This is a genomic window from Diaphorobacter caeni (genome assembly GCF_015354245.1).
GTDB lineage: Bacteria > Pseudomonadota > Gammaproteobacteria > Burkholderiales > Burkholderiaceae_C > Diaphorobacter_A > Diaphorobacter_A caeni.
This window is the reverse complement of record NZ_JADKYZ010000010.1, coordinates 19,471-41,683: the sequence shown is the minus strand read 5'-3', so window position 1 is coordinate 41,683 and position 22,213 is coordinate 19,471. Positions and strand designations below refer to the sequence as shown.

Annotated in this window: 21 protein-coding genes; 10 read left to right on the top strand and 11 right to left on the bottom strand. The window is 62.0% G+C overall.

Features of this window, described 5'->3' with window-relative positions; all coding sequences use genetic code 11:
• Position 1 precedes the first annotated feature (1 nt).
• Entirely contained in the window at positions 2-955 is a 954-nt protein-coding gene (locus ISG32_RS22480) for a Bug family tripartite tricarboxylate transporter substrate binding protein (RefSeq protein WP_194773271.1), read from the bottom strand.
• A gap of 147 nt (positions 956-1,102) precedes the next feature.
• Here ISG32_RS22480 and ISG32_RS22475 point away from each other — a divergent pair, with 147 nt between their 5' ends.
• The 5 genes from ISG32_RS22475 to ISG32_RS22455 all read left to right on the top strand — a co-directional run bounded on the left by ISG32_RS22475 (position 1,103) and on the right by ISG32_RS22455 (position 6,345).
• A complete protein-coding gene (locus tag ISG32_RS22475; RefSeq protein ID WP_194773270.1) occupies positions 1,103-3,448 on the top strand; it encodes an acyl-CoA dehydrogenase in 2,346 nt (781 codons plus the stop codon).
• A 171-nt stretch (positions 3,449-3,619) separates the two neighbouring features.
• A complete protein-coding gene (locus ISG32_RS27650) occupies positions 3,620-3,904 on the top strand; it encodes a hypothetical protein (RefSeq protein ID WP_228530029.1) in 285 nt (94 codons plus the stop codon).
• Positions 3,905-4,285: 381 nt separating this feature from the next.
• On the top strand, positions 4,286-4,411 hold the full coding sequence (locus ISG32_RS27795; protein WP_267254049.1) for a four-helix bundle copper-binding protein: 126 nt from the start codon (positions 4,286-4,288) through the stop codon (positions 4,409-4,411).
• Positions 4,412-4,769: 358 nt separating this feature from the next.
• A complete protein-coding gene (locus ISG32_RS22460; protein ID WP_194773269.1) occupies positions 4,770-5,228 on the top strand; it encodes a MarR family winged helix-turn-helix transcriptional regulator in 459 nt (152 codons plus the stop codon).
• Positions 5,215-6,345: an FUSC family protein gene (locus ISG32_RS22455; protein WP_194773268.1), complete on the top strand. Its 1,131-nt coding sequence runs from the start codon at positions 5,215-5,217 to the stop codon at positions 6,343-6,345. Before ISG32_RS22460 ends, ISG32_RS22455 begins: the two co-directional genes overlap by 14 nt.
• Before the next feature lie 23 nt (positions 6,346-6,368).
• Here ISG32_RS22455 and ISG32_RS22450 read toward each other — a convergent pair whose 3' ends face one another.
• The 10 genes from ISG32_RS22450 to ISG32_RS22405 form a co-directional block, all read right to left on the bottom strand.
• Entirely contained in the window at positions 6,369-7,832 is a 1,464-nt protein-coding gene (locus tag ISG32_RS22450) for a hypothetical protein (RefSeq protein ID WP_194773267.1), read from the bottom strand.
• 92 nt (positions 7,833-7,924) lie between these two features.
• The gene (locus ISG32_RS22445; RefSeq protein WP_194773266.1) at positions 7,925-8,791 is read right to left on the bottom strand and encodes a hypothetical protein; all 867 of its coding nucleotides are present in this window, start codon (positions 8,789-8,791) and stop codon (positions 7,925-7,927) included.
• A gap of 20 nt (positions 8,792-8,811) precedes the next feature.
• Positions 8,812-9,324 carry a putative periplasmic lipoprotein gene (locus ISG32_RS22440; RefSeq protein WP_194773265.1) on the bottom strand — a complete coding sequence of 171 codons (513 nt, stop codon included), beginning with the start codon at positions 9,322-9,324 and terminating at the stop codon, positions 8,812-8,814.
• A 14-nt stretch (positions 9,325-9,338) separates the two neighbouring features.
• Positions 9,339-9,995 (bottom strand): penicillin-binding protein activator LpoB, encoded by a 657-nt coding sequence (locus ISG32_RS22435; protein ID WP_228530028.1) that lies wholly within the window; start codon positions 9,993-9,995, stop codon positions 9,339-9,341.
• 319 nt (positions 9,996-10,314) lie between these two features.
• The gene (locus ISG32_RS22430; RefSeq protein ID WP_194773264.1) at positions 10,315-10,890 is read right to left on the bottom strand and encodes a YceI family protein; all 576 of its coding nucleotides are present in this window, start codon (positions 10,888-10,890) and stop codon (positions 10,315-10,317) included.
• A gap of 64 nt (positions 10,891-10,954) precedes the next feature.
• Positions 10,955-11,557, bottom strand: coding sequence for a YceI family protein (locus tag ISG32_RS22425; protein WP_194773263.1), 603 nt, complete (start codon positions 11,555-11,557; stop codon positions 10,955-10,957).
• Positions 11,558-11,632: 75 nt separating this feature from the next.
• Positions 11,633-12,199, bottom strand: coding sequence for a cytochrome b (locus ISG32_RS22420; RefSeq protein WP_194773262.1), 567 nt, complete (start codon positions 12,197-12,199; stop codon positions 11,633-11,635).
• A gap of 332 nt (positions 12,200-12,531) precedes the next feature.
• Positions 12,532-15,420, bottom strand: a complete 2,889-nt coding sequence (locus tag ISG32_RS22415) for a DUF11 domain-containing protein (protein WP_194773261.1) — start codon at positions 15,418-15,420, stop codon at positions 12,532-12,534.
• 414 nt (positions 15,421-15,834) lie between these two features.
• Positions 15,835-16,581, bottom strand: coding sequence for a GntR family transcriptional regulator (locus ISG32_RS22410; RefSeq protein ID WP_194773260.1), 747 nt, complete (start codon positions 16,579-16,581; stop codon positions 15,835-15,837).
• A gap of 9 nt (positions 16,582-16,590) precedes the next feature.
• Complete coding sequence (locus tag ISG32_RS22405) at positions 16,591-18,309, bottom strand: sigma-54-dependent Fis family transcriptional regulator (RefSeq protein WP_194773259.1); 1,719 nt, start codon at positions 18,307-18,309, stop codon at positions 16,591-16,593.
• 294 nt (positions 18,310-18,603) lie between these two features.
• On the opposite strand from ISG32_RS22405, the gene ISG32_RS22400 reads away from it, so the two are divergent.
• The 5 genes from ISG32_RS22400 to ISG32_RS22380 are packed head-to-tail and all read left to right on the top strand — an operon-like array spanning position 18,604 to position 22,177.
• Positions 18,604-18,819: a phenol hydroxylase subunit gene (locus ISG32_RS22400; protein WP_194773258.1), complete on the top strand. Its 216-nt coding sequence runs from the start codon at positions 18,604-18,606 to the stop codon at positions 18,817-18,819.
• 50 nt (positions 18,820-18,869) lie between these two features.
• On the top strand, positions 18,870-19,862 hold the full coding sequence (locus tag ISG32_RS22395; RefSeq protein ID WP_194773257.1) for a ferritin family protein: 993 nt from the start codon (positions 18,870-18,872) through the stop codon (positions 19,860-19,862).
• 43 nt (positions 19,863-19,905) lie between these two features.
• Positions 19,906-20,202 carry an MmoB/DmpM family protein gene (locus ISG32_RS22390; RefSeq protein WP_194773256.1) on the top strand — a complete coding sequence of 99 codons (297 nt, stop codon included), beginning with the start codon at positions 19,906-19,908 and terminating at the stop codon, positions 20,200-20,202.
• Positions 20,203-20,249: 47 nt separating this feature from the next.
• Positions 20,250-21,824, top strand: coding sequence for an aromatic/alkene/methane monooxygenase hydroxylase/oxygenase subunit alpha (locus tag ISG32_RS22385; RefSeq protein ID WP_194773255.1), 1,575 nt, complete (start codon positions 20,250-20,252; stop codon positions 21,822-21,824).
• A complete protein-coding gene (locus ISG32_RS22380) occupies positions 21,821-22,177 on the top strand; it encodes a phenol hydroxylase subunit P4 (protein WP_194773254.1) in 357 nt (118 codons plus the stop codon). Before ISG32_RS22385 ends, ISG32_RS22380 begins: the two co-directional genes overlap by 4 nt.
• The last annotated feature ends 36 nt before the right edge of the window (positions 22,178-22,213 follow it).

The following is a 22,213-nucleotide window of genomic DNA, read 5'->3' as shown; positions in this document are numbered from 1 at the left end:
TTTATTCACTGGTTAGTTTTTCTTCTTTAATAATAGCACCCCAGCGATTTCCCTCATTGACGAAGAACTTCTTAAATTGCGCCTCATCTTTGTAGTCCGCGATGGCGCCCATTTCCTTGGCCTGCTGTTTGACTTCGTCACTTTGCACGATGCTCTTCAGCGATTCATTAATTTTTGAAACAAAATCCTCTGAAGTATTCTTTTGAACAAAAATACCCCACCAGCTTTCAGCTTCAATATTCTTTTTTCCTAGTTCAGCAAAGGTTGGAACATCCGGAGCGAGTTCGATTCTTTTTGACGAAGCCACCGCGATCGGATGAATCTTTCCGGTTTCCACATAGCGCATTGCCTGAGCGGTATCGAAATACCCGTCAAGTTGTCCCGAGAGCAAATCGTTCATGGCTGCCGATGTACCGCGGTAATTGACATGCGTGACCTTCAGGCCATTTTCCTTAGCAAACAGCGCAGCAGCCAAATTCGGGCTGGATCCCGCACCCGAGTTGCCGAAACTCAATTGTCCCTTTGGAGTCGAAGCATATTCAAGCAGCTTGTTCAGATCGCCAGGAAGTCCGCTTCTGACGAACAGAATCAACGGGCTGCTGGCCACCTTGGCGATGGGTCGAAGATTCTCGGGCTTATAGGATAGTTGCCGAATCATATAAGGATTAGTGGCACTGCCAACGCTGCCAAGGAGAATGGTTTTGCCGTCAGCCGGTCCATTGGCCACGCTCGCAGACCCGATGGAAGCGCCACCACCCGGTTTATTATCTGCAATCACGGGCTTTCCTTGGATTACAGAAAGCTTACTCGCCAACAAACGACCATATAAATCCGTGATACCGCCAGCCGAATATGGGATGACTATTTTCTCGACATAGTGCTCCGTCGCATTCTGAGAAAATGCCGACAAGGAAAATGCGGCAAGCGCGGCGCAAACATAAAACTTCAAGCTCATATTGTCTCCTGATTGCCATCCATGATAGGTATGCATCGCCTGAAAGGCATAACAACTTTGCTATATCAGCTCTAAAGCATTTTCGACACCAACCCTTCAGGGGATTCGTAATATGAACACCATCCCAATTGACCATCTATTTTTATAATGGAATACCCTGATATTTACGAGCTTTTTGGTGCATCGTCATCCTGCGAGGAATTCGGTGAATCGGCACACGATCTGGTGGGTCGGCATTCGTCCACCAATCGCATGCGTGCCCACGCGCAAAACAAAGGCGCGTTGGATCACGCGTTCTGGGGCGCCATGGCCGAAGCCGGCCTGATCGGGGCGGGCGTTGACGAAGCGAGCGGCGGTCTCGGCCTGGGCTTCGAGGCATGGGGAGCCATCGCAAAGCAATTGGGGGCCCGGCTCGCGCCGGACCCGTTCGTGGCCTGCGCGGTCTTTCCGTGCTCGGTGTTGACGCAGCTTGCCCTAACACCGCAAGTCGCCCAGCTTCTGGCGGAAGTCCTCAGCGCTCAACATGTGTGCGCCGTCGCGTGGCAAGAAGACAGCAGCGAGATATCGCCCAGCTCTGCAGCGACATCGCTGAGCGTGGCCGACGGTCGATTGATTCTCAAGGGTGAGAAGCATTGGGTGATGCAGGCGGCTGAAGTGGACAGCGTGCTGGTACACGCGCGTCAGAACAGTGAGCCGGTCCTGATCCGCCTGCCGCTGGCGCATCCCGGAGTGGAGATTCGCCGCGAACCCCGCGTCGATGGAACCTGCTGTGCGCATTACCACTTTGACGCCGCCGTCGCCCCCGAGCAGATACTCGCGCGCGGAGAAGCCGTAGACCGCGCGGTCAATCACGCGCTGCACGTCGCGCGCCTCACCATCGCGCAGGAATGTCTGGGCATCGCGCAGGTCGTGTTCGCCGCGACCAAGGCGTACTTGTCGGCGCGCGTTCAGTTCAGCAATGTGCTGGCGAGCAATCAGGCCCTGCAGCACCGGATGGTCGATGACTACATCCGCATCTCTGCGATGACCGCCTCGCTCAAGCATGCGTATGAGTTGCTGCAAGCCAATCCCGGTGCGCTTCAGGAAATCGCCTGCCGACTCAAGGCACGCGCATCCGAACTGGCAACGGACATGTGCCGCAACGCCGTTCAACTGCATGGCGCGATCGGCTACACGGATGAACTGGAAATCGGGCTGTACCTCAAGCGCGCGCTCAATCTGAGCAGCCAGCTTGGTGCATCCGTGCGGTTGATGGACGTGGCAATTGATACTTCGGTCGCCACGCAATATGCCGGGGAAACGCTCCAAACGGCAGCGCCCGCGGGCGGTGAATGCACCGACCTCAACGCCTTGCCAGAAGCGCAGTTCAAGGCAGTTCTCTATCAATTTCTCGAGAACAACTACCCTACCGCGCTGCGCCATGTGCCGCGTCGCCTGCGCTTGCATGAGTGCCGCGATTGGTACATGGCACTCTCCGCGAAGGGCTGGCTTGCGCCCGCATGGCCTCGTGAATATGGCGGAATGGGGTTGTCACCGGAGAAGCTGCTCCAGTTCTTCGACGTCATGGAAGACTACGGCGTGGCGCGTCTGCCCGATCAAGGCATCATCAACCTCGGACCTGTGCTGATCAAACATGGAACGCAGGAGCAGAAGAACCACTATCTGCCGCGCATTCTGAAAGGTGAGGACATCTGGTGCCAAGGCTATTCCGAGCCCAACGCCGGCTCCGATCTTGCGTCGCTGAGGACCGAAGCCGTCAGCGACGGTGATTTCTACACGGTCAATGGCTCGAAAATCTGGACGACCCTGGCGCATGATGCGGACTTCATATTCGCCTTGGTCCGCACCGACAAGGCGGCGAAAAAGCAGGCGGGAATCACCTTTTTGCTGATCAACCTGAAGTCCCCCGGAATCACCGTGCGCCCCATCACCAATTTGATGGGCGAGCAGGAGTTCTGCGAAGTGTTCTTCGACAACGTGCGTGTGCCGCGCAGCAATGTCGTGGGTGCGGAAAACGATGGATGGAAGATTGCCAAGGATCTCCTTGGCCACGAGCGGATTTTTGCGGGCAGTCCGCAGCAGTCGCGCCAGGCCCTCAGCCTGCTGCAGAAATTCGCTCGCAAAGAGGCTTTGTATGAAGATCCCGCGTTCCGCATGACCTATGGAAAACTGGTGGCCAGCATCAAGGAGCTGGAGTCCTACTACGCCTATTTCGCCGAGTTTGTGAAGCGTGGCGAAACGCTTCCTGCGTCCGTATCCTCACTCAAGATTCTTGCCACCGAAACCTACGTGCAGATTGCCCGCGAACTTCTGCGCTGGGCGGACATTCACGGGGGGTCGGGCGCGGAGCTGGAGATCGAGCCGCACACCAGGCTGGTGGGACCCGCGCCGTTCCTCCAATCGCTGGTCACCACCATCTATGGCGGCACCAATGAGATCCAGCGCAACATCATCTCGAAGGCGGTATTGAAGTTCCCGTCCGCATCGAGGTAAGCGCCACCACTTGGCACGTCAGGCACTACCTGATGTGCCGAGCGAAGCCACCGGGACACTTCTGTCCTAACCGCGTCTTCACGCGTCTCCTACAGACATGACGGCCAAGCCCGGGCCCAATGGCTTGAAGGGCTGCCGATGGTGGTTTCCCGTCGCTCAAGGAGATCACAAATGGGCAGTTCAGACGACAAACTCAATCGCGATCCCATCAGCGGAGAACCCGGAGCGCATCCAATTGGCACCAGCATTGGTGCCGCAGGCGGCGCTGTCACCGAAGCTGCTGCAGGATCGATTGGTGGGCCCATTGGAGCGGCTGCCGGAGCTGTGGTGGGAGCCATTGTGGGTAGGCTGGCCGGCAAGGGAGCCGCAGAGGCGATCAATCCCACGGTCGAGGATGCTTACTGGTGCGAGGCCCATGTGCGCGAGCCTTTTTACTCCTCCGACTACACCTACTAGGACTACCAACCCGCCTACCGCGTGGGATGAGAGGCTCGCGCGGCCGGTACCGACTGGGATGTCGCACGCGCCGAGTGGGCACGCAAGTGGGATGCCGAGCACGCCGAGGGCCGCCTGCATCGCGAGAAAGCCCTGCCGGCCTTCAAGGCCGCCCGGGAGCGCGCTAACAAGCACTATGTGCAGGAAACCGGCTATTGACCGGAGCAACGCGCAGCGTCCACCAACCAAGTCAATCGTCGCAACCTGCGACGCAATGACGCAGATGTGATGGCGGGGTGAGCGCAGAGCGACCACCCTGCTTTGCGTTTTGGCGTGGCAAGTGCATTGTTAGTGCGCGCCTGCGCTTTCACGCAGCGCAATGAAACCCTTTTGGAGAGCCCCATGCAGATGAACACCCACCCCGGCAGCGCCGGCACCGACACAGGAACCCACGTTTATCAGGCTTGCATCGACGCGTGCAACGCATGCGTGCAACATGTGCATGAGCGCATGCCTCAAGAAAAGTGAGGTCGGCATGATGCAACGCTGCATTGCACCTGATGTCGACTGCGCGGCGATCTGCAGCCTGAGCGCCAACGCTATGGCGCGCAACAGCGAACTGGCACGGCACTTCTGCCGCATTTGCAGCGAGGCCAGCCTGACGTTTGCCAACGAATGCAGCCAGCACTCGCATGACCATTGCAAGCACTGCGCCAAGGAGTGCAAGACGTGCGCGAACGCCTGTTTGGAAATGGTGAACTGAAGGTCTTCCGGCCGCTGATGCAAGCACCGGAAATGAGCGAGCCGCTGGACTAAAAACCATAACCGCAACAAGTCATTGTCGGCTATGTAGCTTGTATTCAAATGATTTTTATACAATTAATAAATGAACAGCAATGACTACGCAACGCCCCGCAGGCGTGTGGGATTCCGACTCGTCGGATTGGCTCGTCGCTGGCGTCAGGCGCTAGACACGCGGCTGGCCAGCGCAGGACTGAGCGATGCGGTATGGGCACCGCTGATACATCTCTATCGCCTAGGCGACGGTGTATCGCAGAGTGAACTCGCCTCCGCCGTCGGCATTGACGGCTCGAGCCTCGTGCGCCTGCTCGACATGCTGGTTGCGCAGGAACTGGTGGAGCGCCAGCCCCATCCGACCGACCGCCGCATCAAGCTGCTGAATCTCACGCCCAAGGGCCGCACCACGGTGCAGGCCATCCGCAAGCGCCTCGTGGTGCTCGAGGACGAACTGCTCGTCGGACTCGATGATGCGACGCTCGAGACCTTGCTCAACGCGTTCGACGTGATCGATCAGCGCATCGCCGCACTCCATGACAAATCCTGAGCGCACCGTCGCCTCGCACGGCCAGATGCTGATGCAGACGCTGGCCCCGGCGCGCCTGCGCGAGAGCCTGTCGCTCAATCGACCGTCGTCCGTGCGCAACGCCACCGTGGCCGGCATGCAGGCGACGATCGCCGTCGTGATCGCGGCCATCGCGCTGCATCTCTCGCCGTGGTCGCACATGGCGGGCTTTGCCGCACTTGGCGGCATGGCGGCGCTGTTCGGCCGATTCGCCTCGCCATCGAAGCGCCGCAGCATGGTGTTCACCGCCGGCTGCCTGTTGACGACACCCGTGGCCGTGCTGTCGTCGTTCGCGCTGCTGGGCATCAACCCGGTGGGCATGCTGCTGCTGCTCTCGTTGGTCGCGGGTCTGCTGGCCGCCGTCGCGCATCGCACGCAGATCGGCGCTCCCGGTGCGGTGATCTTCGTGTTCGCTGCCAGCGCCGCGATCAGCCCCATCACCACCGGCGCCGAATGGGCCGAGCGCGTCTTCGCGACCGGCGCCGGCGCGCTCATCGCGATGATCGTCTGCACACTCACCGACCGGCTGCGCGACCTCGACGTGAGCCTGCCCGCGCCACCGACGGTTGCGGCATCGCCCTCAACTGCCGTGCCACCGCTCACGCCTGGCTATGCGCCGCAGTTCGCCGCGCGCGTGGCCGTCTGCGCGGCGATCTCGTCGCTGATCGCCTACGCCATGGGTTGGTCACACCCCGCATGGGCCTCCATCGGCGCGATCGCCATTCTGCAGGGCGTGCACCTGCCCGGCACCATCCACCGCGCATGGCAACGCACGCTCGGCACCATCGTGGGGGCGTTCATCGCGTGGCTGATTCTGTCGGCCCATCCCTCGTTCTGGCAGATCCTGCTGGTGGTGGCGATCTTCCAGTTCATCACCGAGATCATCATCGGCTACAACTACGCGCTCGGCCAGATGGCGATCACGCCGATGGCGCTGCTGATGACCGCGCTGTCAGGCCACTCGGGCGCGACCGACATGGCGGTATCGCGCATCTACGACACAGCCCTCGGCGCGCTCGTCGGCATCGTGTTCGCGCTGGTGCTCTCCTCGCTCGACGAACGCCTGCACCTCGCGCGCCACCACTCGCGCAAGCATTGACTGCCGCGCCGGAGCCTTGCCCGTCAACTGGCGAGCGAGGCCTCCAGCTCCTGGCGAAACGCCGGATCGCCAGGATGCTCGCCCGGCTCCAGCGGACCCGCATCTCCCGAAACGCTCAGCGGCGAGGTGCTGCGCCCCCAGTAGAGCTGGCATGTCGGCGCATCGACGATGCGCGTGAGATCCACCTTGTTCTCCGTGCTCCCCCACTGCGCCGTCAGGTCGCTTTGGAGCTTTGCCGGAGCGGTTGCCAGCCACACGTTCGCGGGCAACTGCTCCCACTCGCGGATGTCGGCCTGGGCCTGCGTGGACGATGAAACTCCCTGCGCAACCAACCCGGCGAACATGCCCAGCAAGCCCAGGCCGGCCACATCACGGCTTCCGGTGCTCATCGCCACGTTCATGCCTATCGAGCCGATGCTGCTCGCCACATCCGCCACGCCTTGCGCGCCATCCTTGAACGATGCCTTTCCGTTGAGCACCGAGTCGATCTGGCGGCCACCACGCGTCGTGGCCTGAAAGCCGATGTCGGCGCCCACGATGAAGCTGCCGTTGAAGCAGGCACTGTCCTGCGGCTCCTTGCAACTCGCGCTCACCTCGGAGGGCTGCGCATCAAAGGGCTGCCACTTCAATTGTTCGCCGTGCTTGCCCGCTCCGTATTTGAACGGCGCACGCCCGGTTTCGAGCAGCACCAGCACGGGCTGTTCGGCGGACATGTTCGAATAGGACGGATCGCCCTTGATCGCCATCTGCAGAAAGTCCTGAGCGAGCGCAGCGTTGCCATCGCAGTGGCTCGCCCAACCCGCCATGTACGGCATGAGTGCAAAGTCCCCCGCGAACTGTTCGGACTCCGCCACCGTATCCTGGTAGTCCGCCTGCTTGAACATGGCCCGCGCATTCTGAAAGTCGCTTCGTGCCGCGTAGACCAGCCCACGGTAGAAGTAGGTCATCGCGCGTTCATAGGGCTCGCCCTTGAAGTCCTTGATCTTCTCGGCGGTCCACATCGACTTGGCTTTTTTCGCCTCCTCGTTGTCCGCGTAGACCTGGTCGATGCGCAGCGTGGCCGCATCCAACGCCTTCTCGGCCACATCGATCTGTCCGCTCGACAGCGCCGCCAGTCCGATCCGCTGGAAGTTCAGCGTGGCATTGCGCTCGCCCTCGATGTAGAGCCGCTCGTGCAGCGGACGCATCTGCACATCCGCAATGTGCGCAGCGTAGGCGCTGGCACGCTGCTGCAGATCGGCTGGCACCGACTTGGCCGTGCCCCACTTCTTTCGCGGTGCCTCGGCAGCCTGTTCGATGGCCTGCCTCTGAGCCTCCTGCGCCGCGTTGTTGGCCTGCGTCTGCACCAGACTCTGGAGCAGCGCGCCCCATTGGGCCTGCGCCGGAAAGCTCAGCGTCGCCGCGCACAACGCCGCGGCCAACGGCGTCAATGAAATCACGCGCCTCTTGAAGGAGCGTGTGCGATCGGGATGGGTTCTGGTTGCCATGTTGCTTCTCCTCTTGCCTTGAATTCCATTCGAGCGGCGCTCGAACGCCTCTTGCCTCGCATGTGTGCCGATGTTCTTGAAGCCCGCCGCAATCAATGCGACAGGGCTTCGTGAAGTCGCGCCAGCGTCTGCTCGCCCATGCGCCGACCGATGTCGCCGATGCTGTCGCTCGGCAACACCTCACGGAAGCCGCCGTTCGGGTCGGCCTCGAAGCGCCTCGGCATGTTGGCGGGCCGCTCCGGCGCACGCGTGTCCATGTAGCCCTCGGTCAGCACCGCGCCGTCTTCCACGCGCTTGATGGAGACATGCACCGACCAGCCTCTGGGCGATGCCGGGTCCGGCGTGTGCAGCACTTCCATGAGCAAGCGCGCGTGCCGCTGCAGGGCCTCGCTCTCGACATGCTGTCCATGTCGCTCGGCCGCTGCCCCCTTGCGTTGTGCCGAGGTGGACCGGATCACCAGGTTGCGATCCACAAGCCGCACTCCTGCGGAAGTCACCGTCTGCATGAAGGCCGAGCGCAGTTGCAGCTCCAGGTGCTCCGGCAGCCGCGCGCGGCGCGGGTCCTTGCCGCTCAGGCGTTGCGTCGTGACGGTGATGTTTCTCGTGCGCTCTTCACCGGCCCGCCTTTCATCACCGCCGCTTGTGTCCATCGTCTCGATGTGGGTCTGCACGATGTCGCTGGGCTCCATCAGTTCGGCCAGCTGGCGATTCCAGTACAGCGCAATCGTCGGCCGCCCGGCCCGCGCATAGGCCTGCGCAAACTCGGTACGCTGCAGCACGGGCGCTGCATCGGCGGAGCGCCGGGGCGGAGGAGCCTGCAGGACCTCTGGCTGCCCATCACGATAGACATCGGGCATCCGCTCGCTGGTCTGCGCATGCATCGAAGGAGCCAGAAGCGCCGTCGACAGGGCGAGCGGGATCATCAGGGCTGCTCGCGCGCCCTTGGTTCGAATGCACATGGGTCTTGCCTTTTACTGGTTCAGCGGATGCCCGCAGGTGACTGCATCGGCGCCCTGTAGCTCTGCCCCTGCTGCCACTGCGTCTGTTCGCGATTCGCGTCATGGATGTCGACGGCCACTCTGCGCGTGCTCTGGGATACGGCCGACTCACCATAGACCGCCTGTCCGCGCGGCGGCAGAAACACGGTCTTCCATGCGCTCGGTGGCTCGCTCTGCCCACGATCACCGGAGAAACGCGTGCGCATCAGCACCACCACATCCACATCAGTGCAGTTGTAGATCTCCGCCTGCACCGACGCGAGACCAGTGGGCGTTCGCGCGGTGCCCATGTCCTGCACGCCGACGATGCGAGCCAGCTCGGGGGACAGCAACTGGATGCTGCCGCCAAGGCGCTGCGCGGCGCCGCTGCTCTGCTGCTGCTCCCAGGTCATGCAGCCCGCCACGACCGGCGGTGTGGACTGCACCGTGGTGCACACCACGGAGAGCAGGCCTGCGCCAATGAAGACCAACGCGGTGAAAAATCGATTCGTCATGAGACACCTCTTCTTCAGCGATAGATCACATCGTCCGCCGCCGCGCGGGAGAACTCATACATCCCCGCCCAAACGATCTCTCCGGACTCCAGATCCGTCAGCTCGAACGAGATCTGCGTGTAGCGCTGAATCAGCCCCGAGCGCGTGCTGCGGCTGTCAAGCGACGTGATCTTGCCGGAGAGTCGGTAGTCCGCGCCCGCCTGCGCCTTGGTCAATCCGGTCGTTCCGACATCGGTGGTTCCGCTGCGCTTCAAGGCCCTCTCCTGCTCCACCATGGCCGCGTTCTGGCGGTTGATGAACTGCATGCGCGAGCGCGCGGCACGGTTGAGGTTGACCATGAGTCGCTGCGTGATGAGATTGCGGTTGATGGCCTGCGAGCTCTCGTTCACGAAGTACTGCGCGTCGATGATCACGCGCGGACGCCGTCCGGTGTCGGCAAAAATGGGCTCGACCAGAATGTCCCGCATCATCTGATCGGTCATGGCGACGATGTCCTGGCCCTCGACGCCCACACCGGACACGGGACCCTTGCGGCTTGAGTCCACCTCCATCGACTGGACTCCGCTGACGTTCTGCAAAGGTGGATTGCTCTGGCACCCCGCCAGCACGAGCATCGCCAGTGTCGCTGCGGTCGTGGAGACGGAAAAATGGCGAAAAGATGGAAACGACATGGCTTTCATTCGTTGATTTCACCGTCGACCGTTGGTCGACTGATGCGCCAATGAAGTTACATATTGACGCTTGTTGAAACCGAATGTATTCACATCGCCTGCCCTCGTCCATAACGCAATTGCGGTATGGACGGGGCGAGATCCCGCATGGTATTTCGCGCGTGCAAACACGCCTTCCAACGTGCGCAAACCCGCACCAGCATTGGCAAACGCCGCCAAACTCAAGCGACACCGGCCACGCGTAAACGCAGGCCTTTGAGCAAAAAAAGGCCGGTACCTCGCGGTACCGGCCTTCGTCGTCAGACAGTGCGAAAAACGCTTACTGCTTCACGGCTTCGATCTGCGCGACGATGCGCACATTCTTGGGGAAGCCGTACTGCACGCCGTAGTCCACACCGAACGCCGTGCGGTCGATGGTGGTCTCGAAGTCGCCACCGCAGACTTCGCGCTTGAGCATCGGGTTGTCATAGCAGGAGAACTGGTTGGCCTTGAAAGTCACAGGCTGGGTCTTGCCCTTGATGGTCATCTCGCCGGAAACCGAGACCACCTTGTCGCCGTCGAATGTGAACTTGTCACCCACGAACTTGGCCGTCGGGAATTTTTCCACATCGAAAATTTCGCTGCTCTGCAGGTGCTTGTTGAACGGTGCCGTACCGGAGTTCACCGAGTCGATGTGCAGCGTGAGCTCGACCTTGCCGGTCTTGGCGGTCTTGTCCAGTTGCACGGAGCCTTCCTTCTTGTCGAAGCGGGCGCGGTTCACGCTGGCGCCGAAGTGGCTGATCTCGAAGGTGGCGAACGTGTGCGATGGATCGATCGCATATGTGGCGGTCTGCGCTTGAGCTGCGGAACCGATGAAAGCTGCTGTGGCGGCCAAGGCGAAGAGGAATTTGCGCATCGAAAATACTCCAGTCAAAAATCAAAAAATCGAAACGGGGAGGAAAACAAAAAAGAGATCAGATTCAGATCTTGGGAACGCCGGTCAGTGCCAGTTTGAACTTCACCTGCACTTCATCCGCCACCATCGAGGTGTCGGCCCATTCGTTCTCACCGATCTTGAAGGTCAGACGCTTGATCCCGAAACTGCCTGCGGCCATGGTCGTGGCACCGCTCTGCGTGAGCGTGACCGGCACCACCACATCCTGGCTTGCGCCCTTGATGCTCAGCTTGCCCGCCACTTCGTACTTGCCTGCGCCCACCGACTTGATGGTCGAGGACTGGAATGTAGCCTGCGGAAATTTCGGCACGTTAAACCACACGGACTTCGGCAGTTCGGCATCGGTCTCCTTCACGCCAAGCGTGGCGCTGCCGGTGTCGATGGTGAACGCCACCTTGCTGGTCGCGAGCTTGGCTGGGTCAAAGGACACCTGCGCATCGAACTTCTTGAACTTGCCTTCGACGGGCACGCCCATCTGCTTGCTCACGAACGCAATTTCGCTCTGCGCGGGAACCAGCGCCTGCTGTGCCTGCGCAGCCGGTGCCACCATCAGCAGCGCAGATCCGGCCAACATGACGCCTGCGCTCAACACAGAGAACGACTTCTTCTTCAACATCATCATTTTCATTTCTCCTTCACACGGAAAATCTGGATTGTGAAGAGGCGGTAGGTCGCCTCTTCGTTGCATAAACTGAACGCTGGATCAGGCACGGCCCGGCAGCATGCGCCCCAGCAGACCATCACGGTCAATGAACTGGTGCTTCACCACCGCTGCCACATGCAGCACCACCAGTGCTGCCAACGCATAGGCGCTGTAGGCATGCCATGGCTTGATGGCCTTGGCGAGCTCGGGATCGGCAGCCACGAAATCCGGCAGCGGCAGCGCACCGAACAGCACGATCTGGAAGCCCGATGCCGAGCTGTACGCCCAGCCGATCAACGGCACGGCGAAGAACAGCGCATACATCAGAAAATGCACGGCATGGTGCGCGAACTGCTGCCAGCCCGGCATCGTGGCACGCACCTTCTCGGGCAGCGGCGGCGGACGATGCGTGAAGCGCCACAGAAGGCGCAGCACCGACAGCGCGAGAATCGTGACTCCCGCCCACTTGTGCCAGTTATAGAGCTTCAGGCGCTGCGGTGAGAACGGCAGACCCGTCATGTACAGGCCGACGCCGAACAGGGTGACAAGCGCCAGGGCCAGTACCCAGTGAAACGCCTTGGCACCTGCGGAATACCGCGTCGGCTGATTTTGCAAAGCTGCCTGCATAAAGAAACTTCAATCCCTCACGGCGATATCTCGGGTCTGTCGGGACGGCTGCCGTGTTGATGCTGCCCTGACTTCAATGAACTGAAGTCTAGAGTCGGTCTCGTGCATGAAGTTTCAATGCAATTGTCGTTTCAATTCAAAAAATGTGAATTTATCGGCATAAGCTCATTGCCGAAAGTTGGAAGCAGAAGGTCATTCAGATTGACCATCAGCACCACGCATGGAGGATCGGCTAGACCTCATCGCAAGAAAAAAGGCGGCACACGGCCAATTGCCGTGTGCCGCCTCGTGTGCAGAAGAGCCTCGTTCTGTCTCGGCTCTTCCCATGTTCATCAGTGACGACGAGCGTTGAATCGCACGGCCATCAGGCCGACCAGAGCCGAGAGCATCAGCAGGATCCAGCCGCCGCCGACAGGCACCGGCGTAGCGGCCGTGACCTTGTCGACGCGCTCCTCATCGGAGTCGGTTGCCGTGTTGTTGCCTGCGTTCGGATCGATGGTGTCGGCCGGCAGCGCCACGGTGGCCGTATTCACCAGCGCGCCGGTGAAGTTGGAAGGCACGGACATGACCAGCGTGTACGTCGCGGAGGCACCTGCAGGCAGATGGACCTTGTCGTTCAGCGCACCGCTTCCGCTGGTGGCGCAGGTCGTACCGCCTGCGGGCACGCAGGTCCAGCTGGCCTTCGTGATGCCGGTGGGCAACAGGTCGCTGACCGTGGCACCCGTGACCGCGTCAGGTCCGGCATTCTTGGCCGTGATGGTGTAGGTCACGTCGGAGCCTGGTTTGTAGCTGGTAGCGCCATCGGTCTTGGTGATGCTCAGGTCGGCCGAGCTCTGCGCGTCGGAGTCCGTGGCCGTGTTGTTGCCTGCGTTCGGATCGATGGTATCGGCTGGCAGCGCCACGGTGGCCGTATTCACCAGCGCACCGGTGAAAGTGGCAGGCACGGACATGACCAGCGTGTACGTCACGGAGGCCCCTGCAGGCAGATGGACCTTGTCGTTCAGTGCACCGCTTCCGCTGTTGGCGCAGGTCGCACCGCCTGCGGGCACGCAGGTCCAGCTGGCCTTGGTGATGCCGGTGGGCAGCAGGTCGCTGACCGTGGCACCCGTGACCGCGTCAGGCCCGGCATTCTTGGCCGTGATGGTGTAGGTCACGTCGGAGCCAGGCTTGTAGCTCGTGGCGCCGTCGGTCTTGGTGATGCTCAGATCTGCCGAGCTCTGCGCGTCGGCATCGATGGCCGAGTTGTTGCCCGGGACCGGATCGAGCACGCCTGCGGGCGTCTGAACGGTCGCCGTGTTCACCAATGCACCGGAGAACGTCGATGGCACGGACATGACCAGCGTGTACGTCGCCGAGGAGCCTGCGGGCAGATGCGCCTTGTCGTTCAGTGCACCGCTTCCGCTGGTGGCGCAGGTCGCGCCGCCTGCGGGCACGCAGCTCCAGCTGGCCTTGGTGATGCCGACGGGCAATGCATCGCTGACCGTGGCGCCAGCGGCCGCATCCGGGCCGTTGTTGGCAACGGTGATGGTGTAGGTCACGTCGGAGCCAGGCTTGTAGCTCGTGGCGCCGTCGGTCTTGGTGATGCCCAGATCGGCAGTCGCCTGCGCATTGGTGTCCGTGGCCAGATTGTTGTTGGAGTCGGGATCGATCACACCTGCGGGCACCTGCACCGTGGCCGTGTTCGCCAGCGTGCCGGAGAAGGTAAGGGGCACCGACATGGCAAGGGTGTAGGTCGCCGTCGCCCCGGGGGCCAGACTGATCTTGTCGTCAAGCGCACCGGTACCGTTGGCTGCGCAGGTGGCTCCAGCGGAGGCCACGCAGGACCAGCTCGCCTGGGTGACGCCGGTAGGCAGCGCGTCGCTGACCGCGGCTCCCTCGACGGCATCCGGTCCCGCGTTCGTGGCCGTGATGGTGTAGGTCACGTCCGTGCCCGAGATGTAGATGCTGTTGCCGTCCGTCTTGGAGATGCCGAGATCGGCAACGCTCTGCACGCTGGTGACGCTGGCCGTGTTGTTGGCCGTGTTCTCGTCCACCAGCAGCGGCGTGTCCGCGGGCAGCGCCACCGAGGCCGTGTTCACGAGGTCGCCCATGTAGCCTGCAGGAACATCCATGGACAGCTTGTAGGTGAGCGTGCCCTGATACGGGACATAGGCCGTGGCCACATCGATGCCGCCGGTTCCTGCGGTCACGCCGCAGCTGGCGTTTCCCGCGGCCGCACAGGTCCACTGCGCGCTCGTGATGCCTACCGGCAGAGCATCGGTCACGCGGGCATTGGTGACATCGAACGGCCCGTTGTTGCTCACCACGATGGTGTAGACCAGCGGGCTGCCCGCCACGTAGGAACCTGCGATCTTGGTGATCGCGAGATCGGCCGGGAAGTCGAGCGACTGCGCGGGACAGTTGGCACCGTCGTTGGATTCCGCGACGGGCGAGGCGGACAGACGGGTACGCACGCCCGTGTTCACGTCGATGTAATAAAAGCCCGAGCCATCGTTGGCCGTGCCGAACAGGCCGTTGGTCGCGCCGAACTGCGCACCCAGTTGCGCGCCCGTGGCGGTGGGGTATGCGGTACCGACGTCGGTGACCGTGCCGGTCGTCCCGTTGATCTCGATCCTGTACAACTGACCGTTGTTGCCCACCGAGTACAGCACGCCGTTGACGAAGGCCATGTCGGACACTTCGATGGCCTTGTTCAGGGTGACGGTGGTGAATTTCAGGGTGACGACGTCGACGACATAAATCGTCTTGGTATCGCCCTGCACCTTGATATAGTAGTTTCCAGCAATATCAAAAGCGCCACTGGTAAATGCCTTGAGATTTCCGGACGGCAATCCACCCACATTACCAACAACTGTCACCGAGCCATTCGAATTGACACGAAGCAAGGTATTTCCCTCGTATTTCATGCCATAGAAATATTCATCCACCGGGTTATATCCCAGCGCGTTGTAATTGACTCCACCTGTCGCCCCCAGATTGCTCAGAGTGGGTGGATTGGTAGCTGTATTGATATTGTTGAAGAACGTCTTGGTATCGTTGCCAGCGGCATTGGAGACATACAGCATGCCATTGCAGGGCGTCGTCTGGGCCGCGACCTGCCCCCACGCCGCGATGCACAGCATCGACGCGAAGGTCAGGCGCAGCATGCGTGGAGACGTCAGTTGATTGGCCAGCCCAAGCCAACCTCCCAGCCGGGGCACCGAACCTTCACGGCCCTGCATGTGGCGCATGCTCCGTACAAATGGGAAAAGCAATTCATTTCCCTTTTTAATATTAATTGATCGCATATTAATAATCCATTGTTAACCTCCAAATTTGAACCCAACCACCCAGCGTCAACCATGACTCCAATTAACCACATGGATTATTGAAGCCCATCAATGTTATTTCTTGCAAACGGACGCCTTGGCTGCCCGTTCAATATGTAATCCCTGCTCGCGACCTCCATGGAAAAATCGCACCGACAAGGATATTCGTTCTGTGCAATCGAAAATCCTTGCGTGGGTTACGCCCTCCGGGCCGCCCTGCGCCAAGGAGTCGTCAGAGCGTGTTTACGATCTCATCGCGAGGCTTGCAACGCGGCAGACCACCCGAGGCCGCGCCTGCAAGACCTTGTGGAAATCCTGAAGACGCTCTCAGGCCTCGGCAGCGGGAAGAATCATTCGCCCCTCGCGCAGTGCCCTGAGCAACTGGTGCGGCGTCGCACAGATATGGGCTTCGAGCGCGAGCGCGGCGCGTGCGTCCTGCCCGGACATGGCCAGCTCGAAGATCTCGGTGTGCTCGGCATGCACGTCACGCACGGCGCCCGGCAGTTCGATGGCAAACGATCGATAGCGTTCGATGTGCCGCGACAGCAGCTTGAGCACCTTGCGCTCCCAGGGGGACGGGCGACCATCGAGCAGGGTTTCATGAAAGCGCAGGTTCAGCGCTTCCCAGCGCCCCCGATTGGCGCGCGTGAGCGGCTGCTCCACGGCAGCCAGTTCTTCGTAGCTTGCACGCAGGCGCGCGCGCCACGCCTCGTCGCCATGGCGTATCGATTCGCGCAGCGCGTTGGTCTCGATGTGCACCCGCAGCCGCGTGAGGTCTTCCAGATCATCGATGGCGATCGGCGAGACGCGAAAGCCGCGCTGACCTTCCGCCGAAACGAGCGCGTCGCTCACCAGCCGCGTGAGCGCCTCGCGCAGCGTGCCCGCGCCCACCGCATAGGTCTGGCGCAGATGCTCGACGCGCAGCTTGCTGCCGGGCAAGAGGCGGCCCTCGATGATGTCGGTGCGCAGCTCGGCATAGGTCTGCTCGGTCAGCGTGCGCGAAGTGTCGTCGTTGCTGATGAAGCCCTCGGCTTCCGGCAGTGCGACCGCTTGAATATAGGGGCGTTTGGCCATGCTGTTCTCTCACTCCCCTTCTGGCTGTGGCGCGCGGTCACGCGTGCGCGAAAGCCTGTAGCTCAATTGCGGTCGCGTCATGCCGAGCGCACGCGCGGCGGCCGCGAGGTTGCCGCCCGCGCGGCGCACGGACTCCTGCAGCAGGCGGTCTTCGAGCGCATCCAGCGTCAGCCCTTCGCCGAGCATCGCGTCATAAAAATCGCCCGCACCAATCTTCTTATCTCCTTCGGAGGACGTCTGCTCATCGCAACAGAGCAAGCCCTGCGCGTTCACCGAGGTCTGCCCCGCGTCGCTCCACTGCGGGAACAGCGCGGTCACGTCAATCAGCTCATCTGCTGCCGAAAGAATCAGGCCGCGCTCCATGAGGTTCTCGAGCTCCCGCACGTTGCCGGGCCAGCGATGGCTGCGCAGCGCCGCAATCGCCCTGTCCGTGAGCCCCGCGACATGCTTGCCGTGCAGGGCCGAGAATTTCTGCAGCAGGTGCATGGCGAGCGACTCGATGTCGTCCACCCTCTCGCGCAGCGCAGGAATGCGGATCGGATAGACGTTGAGCCGATACAGCAGGTCGGCGCGGAATCGCCCCTGCTCGACCGCCTTTTCGAGGTCCACGTTGGTCGCAGCCACCACCCGCACATCCACCTTGATCGGCTTGGTTCCGCCCAGACGTTCGATCTCTCCGGTCTGCAGCACGCGCAGCAGCTTGGCCTGCGCGGGCAGCGGCATTTCGCCCAACTCATCAAGCATCAACGTGCCGCCATTGGCGCGCTCGAAGCGGCCGATGCGGGTCGCGTTCGCGCCGGTGAAAGCGCCCTTCTCCGCGCCGAACAGCTCGCTTTCAATCAGCTCATCAGGCAGCGCCGCGCAGTTCACCGCGACGAAGGGTTTGTCCGCGCGCGAGCTCATCGCGTGCAGCGCGCTCGCGAAGCGCTCCTTGCCCACCCCGGTCTCACCGGTCAGCAGCACCGTGACCTGCGTGGGTGCGGCCTTGCGCAGCAGCTCCACGGCTGACTGAAAGGCGCGTGACTGGCCAAGCAGCGGTCCCTGCGAATCCGTTGGCTGAAGCCTCGTGCGCAGCGCCTCGACCTGCGACTGCAGCTCGTCGAGCCGCACCAGCATCGAGTCGGGAAGGTAGTCCCGCGCAAGCTGCTCGCCATCGGGCCACTCGTGCACGAAGCGCCCTTCGATCAGGCAATGCGAGTACCCACATGCCTCGCACTGCAGCTCCTTGAACAGCACCTGCCTGCGAAAGAAAGCGCTCGAATAACCCGAGGCGTAACCCAGCAGCATCCAGCACGCCGGCTCGCTCTGCGGCCCCCACTCGCGCGCCTGCGACTCGGCCTCCCAACTGTGTTCCCAGCGCACCTGACAGAGCAACCGCCCCGCCTCCTCGTCCGCGTCGAAGACCAGCGGCGTCGCGCGCACCGCACCTTCAAGCCGGTGCAACTGCGGACCCACCGCGAACATCTCGAACAGGCTGCCGTTCGGCCGGATCTGGCGCGCGAGCAGCGCATCACGTTCGCCCGCCGCGTAGCCACCGCGCATGAGCACACGCCGCGTGTGCCCGGGCCCGAGCGTGTTCATCAACTCCTTGCGCAACTCCATGAGCGACGCGGAGTGCATCAACAGCATGCGCTGCCCGGACAGCCATATCAGGCCATCGTCAGTGGAAAAGCGCACCAGACTGCGCAGATCGGCATCCGGCGGCAAAGGAGGAATCGAATGGGACATTCCTCAACTATCGATAAAACAGCTTTCTCTGCCTATCCGGTCTGACCCGTGTTCCATCGTCATCGAAATGATCAATTGATCACCTGATGAAGCGCCGAATTCATCAAATGATCATGCTGCGACGCAGCAATAGCCGCTGCAGCGACAGTTTGGCCACGACACCCTCGGTTCGAAGCACCGACAAGACATCCCGCAGCAGCCAAAACGTAGGGACTAACCCGTGTTTTATCGATAAATATGATTCTTGGCACGCCGCGTGCAAACCCATGAGCACAGACCTGCAAGGAGTGCGCAATGGATGAATCGACCACCACAGCCGAACGACTGGATCTGCCCAAGGCAGACCTCACGCAACGCAGCGTGAACGTACTGCGCCGTCGCGACAACGGCTTCATTGAATTCGAGTTCTCGGTGGGCTGGCCCGAGCTGGTGGTCGAACTGATGATGACCCGGCCCGACTTCGAGCAGTTCTGCAACAGACAACAGATCCCCGTTCCACAAGGCGCCTGAGCAGCCACCCCGCCCCGCCATTCATCTACAACCACCAGGAGACAAGGCCCATGAACATCGAACTGCAGGCGCGCGAAATACAACCGCAGCGTCAGACCTTCGCCCGCGTCGCCGCGCACACCGGCGACAAGCCCGCATCGCGCTATCTGGAGGCCATGCTCGGCGCGCAGCCCTCCGAGCACTTTCACTACAAGCCGACGTGGGAACAAGGCTTCGAGCTGTTCGACAAGCGCCGCACGGCCATCGTGATGAACGACTGGTATGCGCTGCGCGATCCGCGTCAGTTCTATTACGCATCGTGGACCATGGCACGCGCCCGCCAGCAGGACGCCATGGAGGCCAACTACCAGTTTGTCGAATCGCGCCAGCTCGCCCAGAAAATGAGCGATGCGCTGCGCGCCCAGGTCTGCACCGTGCTCCTGCCGCTGCGCCACGTGGCCTTCGGCGGCAACATGAACAACTGCCAGATCTGCTCGCGCGGCTACGGCACGGCGTTCACCGCGCCCGCCATGTTCCATGCGATGGACCAGCTTGGCGTGGCGCAATACATCACGCGCCTCGGCCTCACGCTCGAAGAGCCCGGCGCGCTCGAGGCCGGCAGGAACGACTGGCTTCAGGCCAAACCATGGCAGCCGCTGCGCCAGTACGTGGAAGACAGCCTCGTGGTGCTCGATCCAGTGGAGCTGTTCATCGCTCAGAACTTCGCGCTCGACGGCCTCCTCTACCCGCTGCTGTTCACCCAGTATGTGGACGATCACCTCGCGGTGAAGGGCGGCACGGCGGTGGCCATGCTCACCAACTTCATCCCCGAATGGCACACCGAATCCGCGCGCTGGATCGATGCGGTGATCAAGGTCGCGGCGGCCGAGTCCGAGCACAACCGCACGCTGCTCTCCGGCTGGTACAGCCGCTACGTGGAGCGCGCCGCGACGGCGCTCGCGCCGATCGCCGCACTAGCGCTGGGCGACGACGCCGAGCGTGCCCTCGCCGACGTGAAGACCGCCCTCGAGACCCGCGCCCGCAAGGTCGGGCTGACCGTCTGAGCCCCCACGACCACTCAGCCAAACCACGGAGACAAGCCACACCATGTCCACACAGAACAGCAGCCAGCCGCGCTCCAAGGTGTTCATCGCCTTTCAGGACAACGAGGAATCGCGCCCCGTCATCGAGGCGGTGCTCGCCGACAACGCCGAGGCCACGGCGGCCTACACGCCCGGCCTCGTGAAGATCGACTGCCCCGAGCGCCTCGTGATCCGCCGCGAGCGCATCGAAGAAAACACAGGCCAGCCCTACAACCTGCAGCAGCTGCAGATCAACCTGGTCACGCTCTCGGGCCACGTCAACGAAGACGACGACGAGTTCTCGCTGAGCTGGGGCCGTTGACCCCCAGCGCACCACCCTACTGAACAAACACAAGCCAAGGAGACATCATGGACACCCCCGTGATCAAGAAGAAACTGGGCCTCAAGGAACGCTACACCGCGATGACCCGCGGCCTCGCCTGGGACACCACCTACCAGCCAATGGACAAGGTGTTCCCCTACGACAAATACGAAGGCATCAAGATCCACGACTGGGACAAGTGGGAAGACCCGTTCCGCCTGACCATGGACGCCTACTGGAAATACCAAGGCGAGAAGGAGAAGAAGCTCTACGCCGTGATCGAGGCCTTCGCGCAGAACAACGGCCAGCTCGGGGTGACCGACGCGCGCTACATCAACGCGCTCAAGCTCTTCATCCAGGGCGTGACACCGCTCGAATACGGCGCGCACCGGGGCTTCGCACACGTGGGTCGCCACTTCACCGGCGCGGGTGCCCGCGTCGCCGCGCAGATGCAGTCCATCGACGAGCTGCGCCACTTCCAGACCGAGACCCACGCGATCAGCCACTACAACAAGTACTTCAACGGCATGCACAACTCCATGCAGTGGTACGACCGCGTGTGGTTCCTCTCGGTGCCAAAGTCGTTCTTCGAAGACGCGATGACGGCAGGCCCGTTCGAATTCCTCACGGCCGTGAGCTTCTCGTTCGAATACGTGCTCACCAACCTGCTGTTCGTGCCCTTCATGTCGGGCGCGGCGCACAACGGCGATCTCTCCACGGTCACCTTCGGCTTCTCCGCGCAGAGCGACGAGTCGCGCCACATGACGCTCGGCATCGAGTGCATCAAGTTCATGCTGGAGCAGGACCCAGGCAACGTGCCCATCGTGCAGAAATGGATCGACAAGTGGTTCTGGCGCGGCTACCGCCTGCTCACGCTGGTCGGCATGATGCAGGACTACATGCTGCCCAAGCGCGTGATGAGCTGGAAGGAAGCGTGGGAGATGTATGCCGAGGAAAACGGCGGCGCGCTGTTCCGCGACCTCGCTCGCTACGGCATCCGCGAGCCCGCCGGCTGGAAGGAAGCCTGCGAGGGCAAGGACCACATCAGCCACCAAGCCTGGAACACCTTCTACAACTACGCGGCCGCGGCCCCCTTCCACACCTGGGTGCCCGAGGACGAAGAGATGAAGTGGCTGTCGGAAAAATACCCGACGAGCTTCGACCAGCTCTACCGCCCGCGCCTCGAGCATTTCCGCAGCGAGCAGCAGGCGGGCAAGCGCTTCTACAACACCACGCTGCCGATGCTCTGCACCACCTGTCAGATCCCGATGGTGTTCACCGAGCCGGGCGATCCCACCAAGATCTGCTACCGCGAATCCACCTACGGTGGCGACAAGTACCACTTCTGCAGCGATGGCTGCAAGCATGTGTTCGACGACGAGCCCGAGAAGTACGTGCAGTCGTGGCTACCGGTGCATCAGATCTACCAGGGTCACTGCTTCAAGGAGGGCACCGATCCCACCGCCGAAGGATTCGAACCGCTGGCCGCCGTGCTCGACTGGTACGGCATCAACGTGGGTCGCGACAACCTCGATTTCGAAGGATCGGAAGACCAGAAGAACTTTGCCGCATGGCGCGGCGAAACCACCGGCAATCCAGCCAAGGAAGGAGGCGCGGCATGAGCGTCAAGGCACTCTACCCCTACAGCTTCGAGGCCAAGGACCGGCGCGAGAACTTCCCCGCACCGCTGCTCTATATCGGCTGGGAAGACCATCAGATGTTCTGCTCGCCCGTGTGCCTGCCGCTGCCCGCCGAGACCCCCTTCGGCGCACTCTCGCAGGCCGTGCTCCCCGGTGTTTTCGGCGCGCATCCGGACTTCGCGCGCATCGACTGGAACGCGGTCGAGTGGTTCAAGTCGGGCGAGCCATGGCAACCCGACCCAACCCGCTCGCTCGCCGACAACGGGCTTGGCCACAAGGACGTGATCCGGTTTCGCACGCCGGGGCTCACGGGCATCGCTGGCTCGTTCGCCTGAGCCGTGGCACCGCCACAGCGACAGATCGCGGAGCTG